This is a genomic window from Planctomycetota bacterium (assembly GCA_038746835.1).
GTDB lineage: Bacteria > Planctomycetota > Phycisphaerae > Tepidisphaerales > Tepidisphaeraceae > JBCDKH01.
Map to the genome: position 1 here is coordinate 1 of JBCDKH010000253.1, position 4,050 is coordinate 4,050.

Sequence of the window (4,050 nt, forward strand, 5' to 3'; positions counted from 1 at the left end):
TCGCGAGTTGAGGCGACCTCAGCCCGGAACGGACGTCGAGTCGAGGATCTCCTGCAACACGTGCCGACCCGCCTCGGCGTCGCCGTTGCTGAGGTAGGTCCGCGTGATGACGCGGTGGCCGGCTGTCGGGAGGAACATCGACTTGACGTCGTCGGGGATCACGTAGTCCCGGCCGTCGACCAAGGCGCTGGCACGCGACGCGCCCAGCAACGCGAGCGAGCCGCGCGGGCTCACGCCGAGGTGGAACCGCTCGTCCTGCCGCGTTCGGCCGATGAGGTCGAGCAGGTAGTCCATGACCGACTGGTCGATCCGAACCTGTTCGACCGCCGCCTGCATGCCGACGACCTGCTGGGTGTCGAGGACGGGCGTCAGCTCTGCCAGCGCCGCCTCGCCGGGGCGTTCGAGCAAGATGCGGCGTTCGATCTCGCGGTCCGGATAGCCGACGGCGACCTTGACGAGGAACCGGTCGAGCTGGTTCTCCGGAAGGACGTACGTGCCTTCGAACTCGAACGGGTTCTGCGTCGCGATCACCATGAACGGCGGCGGGAGCAGTCGCGTCTCGTTCTCGACGCTCACCTGCTGCTCGGCCATCGCCTCGAGCAGGGCCGACTGCGTTCGCGGCGTGGTGCGGTTGACCTCGTCTGCGACGACGATATTGGCGAAGATCGGCCCCGGCTTGAAGTCGAAGTCGCCAGTCTGGGCGTTGTAGATGCTGACGCCCAGCAGGTCGGCCGGGAGCAGGTCGGGCGTGAGCTGGACGCGGCTGAACTTGCCGTCGATGCACGTGGCCAGCGCTTTGGCGAGCGTCGTCTTGCCGACGCCGGGGACGTCTTCGACAAGTGCGTGGCCGCGCGCGAGCAGGGCGACGACGAGCAGACTGACCGTCTCACGCTGCCCGAGGAAGACGCTCTGGATCGCGTCGGCCAGCTTCCGCGCATGGCCGGCAGCATCGCTGACGCGCATCGACGCGGGCGTCTGGGCCGGAGTGAGGCGGGACTCTGCGAGGGCGGCATCCATGCGGGGCGTCGACGGGCGACGGGCCGACAGCTTACTCGAACTTCAGGACACCCTTGCCCACGTCGTAGGCGTAGCCCACGACGATGAGCAGCGTGAAGACGAGCATGCCGCCGAGCATCAGCGTGCCCAACCCGTTGTTGAGCGAGTTGTCCGCCACGGCCGCGGCAAACGAGCTGGCCCACGGGTAGAGGATGACGATTTCGACGTCGAACGCGACGAAGAGGATCGCGACGAGGTAGAAGCGGACGTTGAAGCGTCGGCGGGTGCTGCCGACGGGGGCCATGCCGCTCTCGTACGTCGTCTCCTTGCCCGGCCCGGTTCGGCTGGGCCCGACGATGAGGCTGACGATCAGGTTCGTCACGGCGAAACCGATCGCGATCACCAGCAGCAACGCGACGGGCAGCCACCCGGCCCGCGGATCGCCTCCGCCGACGGCCAGTGGGGCAACAAGGCTCGAAATCGTCACGTCGGGCAACGCCATTGCTGGGCGAGGGTAGCACGACGGATCGTCGCGACAACGCCTGCCGGGCGTCGACGTCCGCCCTTTGCATTTGCAACCTGCCGCTGCTCCGCGATGATGGCCGCTGCGACACGCTGCTCCTGGATTTGCCTAGCCGACGCCTGATGGAAGCTATCAACAACTTCGTCAACGATCTGAACGGAATCCTGTTCAGCCAGTACGTCATCACGACGCTGCTGATCACAGGTTTGATCTTCACCGTTTTAACGCTCTTTGGTCAGTGGCGGGCCGTGACGCATGGCATCGACGTCGTACGTGGCAAGTACGACGAGAAGGACGATCCCGGCGCCATCAGCCACTTCCAGGCACTGGCGACGGCGCTTTCGGCAACTGTCGGCCTCGGCAACATCGCCGGTGTGGCGATCGCCGTCAGCCTCGGCGGGCCGGGGGCCGTCTTCTGGATGTGGATCATCGGCATCTTGGGCATGGCCTTGAAGATGACCGAGGTCACGCAATCGATGCTGTACCGCAACACCGAAGACCCGAAGAACCCACACGGCGGGCCGATGTTCGTTGCTAAGTACGGCTTCGAAAGGCTCGGCCTGCCCAAGGTCGGTGCCTTCATCGGCGGATTGTTCGTCGTCACGCTGCTGATCTCAGCCGCCACCGGCGGCAACATGTTCCAAGTCTGGAACGCGGCCGACACGACCTTCACCAACTTCAACTTCCCCAAGCTCTACACCGGCGCCATTCTCGCGAGCATCACGTTCCTCGTCATCATCGGCGGCATTCGGTGGATCGGGCGGGTGGCGAGCATCATCGTCCCGTTCATGTGCGTGGTCTATCTGCTCGCCGCCTTGTGGGTGCTGGGAAACAACATCACCGCTATCCCCGGCATGCTCTGGGACATTGTCGTCGCAGGCATCGGCTACGACCAGACGGCTGGCGTCGGCGGGGCCTTCGTGGGTGGAACTGTCGGCTTCGCCATCATTCAGGGCATGAAGCGGGCCCTCTTCAGCAGTGAAGCGGGGCAAGGTAGTGCGCCCATCGCTCACGCAGCCGTCAAGACGGACGAGCCTGTTCGCGAAGGTGTCGTGGCTGGTTTGGAGCCGCTGATCGACACCGTCATCGTCTGCACGATCACGGCGCTGGTGCTTCTGTCCACAGGTGCCTTTAACCGTGAGGCCGAGGCCACTTTCGCCGCTAACACCGATCTGCGGATCATCCAGGCGACCGGAGACGACGGCGAGCCGCTCGAAGATACCTGGACGCTGGCCGACACGATGTCGCTCCCGTCGAAGACGGAGTTCTACCGAACCCTCGAGACGACGGACCCGTTCCGCGACATCGACGCGGACGCCGTTCCCGAATACAAGCCGGGCGAGCCCGTCTTCGTCCGTGTCGAAGCCTCGAAGGATGCGGACAGCGGCTCGCGGCTGCGGAAGCTGTTCGGCGAGATCAAGGTCAAAGAGTCGGCTGCTGAGGCGACGACGCAGCCGTCGACGAGCGACGTCTACATCGACTGGGGGACGATCACGAGCGAGCGGGTGCCGGTTCTGGCGAAGAACGAGTCAGGTGAAGAAGACCGTGGCCTCTACGTCGAGTACATCGGGTCGACGCTGACCAGCCACGCTTTCGACCGGACGACGCCCGGCCTGGGCAAGTACCTCATCACGCTGGCAGTGTGGCTGTTTGCCATCAGCACCATCATTTCGTGGAGCTACTACGGCGAGCAGGGTGTCGTCTTCCTCACCAGCGGGCTTAGCGAAGGTGGCCAGAAGGCGGCGCTGCTCATCTACAAGGCCCTCTACTGCGGCCTGATCATGGTGACTGTCTTGCCGATCCCCGGCTGGCTGAGCACAGCCGACCAACTCGACATGTGGACCACCCTCGGCCTGGGCGTCATGCTCGTCGTCAATGTGCCGCTCATGTGGCTCTTCGGCATGAAGGCAATGGCGGCGTACCATGACTACATCGGACGGTTCACCGCCGGGCCGATGCACGACGAGATCGGGCACGAGGCAGAGTCCACCGATCCCGGGCCGGTTGACGTTCGCTGACGAGACTCAAGCCGCAACCGGCTCGCGAACTCGCACCGGCTTGTCGAAGGGGTGCCACCACGTCGGCTGCGGATGACGTTCGGGCAACAGCTCCTGACGCAGACGCCGGACGTCTGTCAGGTGCCACGCCCAGCCGTCGGCCGTCTCGCTGCAGTGCGTGACCGTCGCGACGCCGACGATGACGCCCGTCGGGAGCGATCCCGGCTCGACGCCGATGCGGGCGAACTCCTCCGTCGGCCCAGGCGTGCGAGCGGCGTAGATGAGGAACGCCTCGCCCAGCACCTTCGTCGGCCGACTCCGGAACTCCGCCGTCTTCACGCTCCGCAGAATCTGCTCGGCGTACGGCTGACGAATCGACAAGGCCCGGGTGATGATGTCCACGCCCACTACATCGGCACCCTCCGTCATCCTGAGCGAGCGCAGCGAGTCGAAGGACCTCGCCTGGTTTATCGGCCGATGCAAGGCGAGATCCCTCGGCTGTGCTCGCGATGACGGAAGGGCGTCGAAAGCAAA

General features: G+C 65.2%; 4 protein-coding genes. 1 reads left to right on the top strand and 3 read right to left on the bottom strand.

All coding sequences use genetic code 11. The annotated features are described in order from the left end of the window. Nucleotides 1-18: 18 nt before the first annotated feature. The gene (locus tag AAGI46_16115) at nt 19-1,017 is read right to left on the bottom strand and encodes a MoxR family ATPase (GenBank protein ID MEM1013734.1); all 999 of its coding nucleotides are present in this window, start codon (nt 1,015-1,017) and stop codon (nt 19-21) included. 31 nt (nt 1,018-1,048) lie between these two features. Further along, nucleotides 1,049-1,498, bottom strand: coding sequence for an NADH-quinone oxidoreductase subunit A (locus AAGI46_16120; protein ID MEM1013735.1), 450 nt, complete (start codon nt 1,496-1,498; stop codon nt 1,049-1,051). Here AAGI46_16120 and AAGI46_16125 point away from each other — a divergent pair. After that, the gene (locus AAGI46_16125; GenBank protein ID MEM1013736.1) at nt 1,498-3,537 is read left to right on the top strand and encodes an amino acid carrier protein; all 2,040 of its coding nucleotides are present in this window, start codon (nt 1,498-1,500) and stop codon (nt 3,535-3,537) included. The genes AAGI46_16120 and AAGI46_16125 overlap by 1 nt on opposite strands. A 6-nt stretch (nt 3,538-3,543) precedes the next feature. Here AAGI46_16125 and AAGI46_16130 read toward each other — a convergent pair whose 3' ends face one another. Continuing rightward, nucleotides 3,544-3,945: an ASCH domain-containing protein gene (locus AAGI46_16130; GenBank protein MEM1013737.1), complete on the bottom strand. Its 402-nt coding sequence runs from the start codon at nt 3,943-3,945 to the stop codon at nt 3,544-3,546. Nucleotides 3,946-4,050: the final 105 nt, after the last annotated feature.

Coding starts and splice junctions, on each gene's coding strand:
- AAGI46_16115 (MEM1013734.1), bottom strand. CDS start 1,017: ATGGATGCCGCCCTCGCAGAGTCCCGCCTCACTCCGGCCCAGACGCCC.
- AAGI46_16120 (MEM1013735.1), bottom strand. CDS start 1,498: ATGGCGTTGCCCGACGTGACGATTTCGAGCCTTGTTGCCCCACTGGCC.
- AAGI46_16130 (MEM1013737.1), bottom strand. CDS start 3,945: ATGACGGAGGGTGCCGATGTAGTGGGCGTGGACATCATCACCCGGGCC.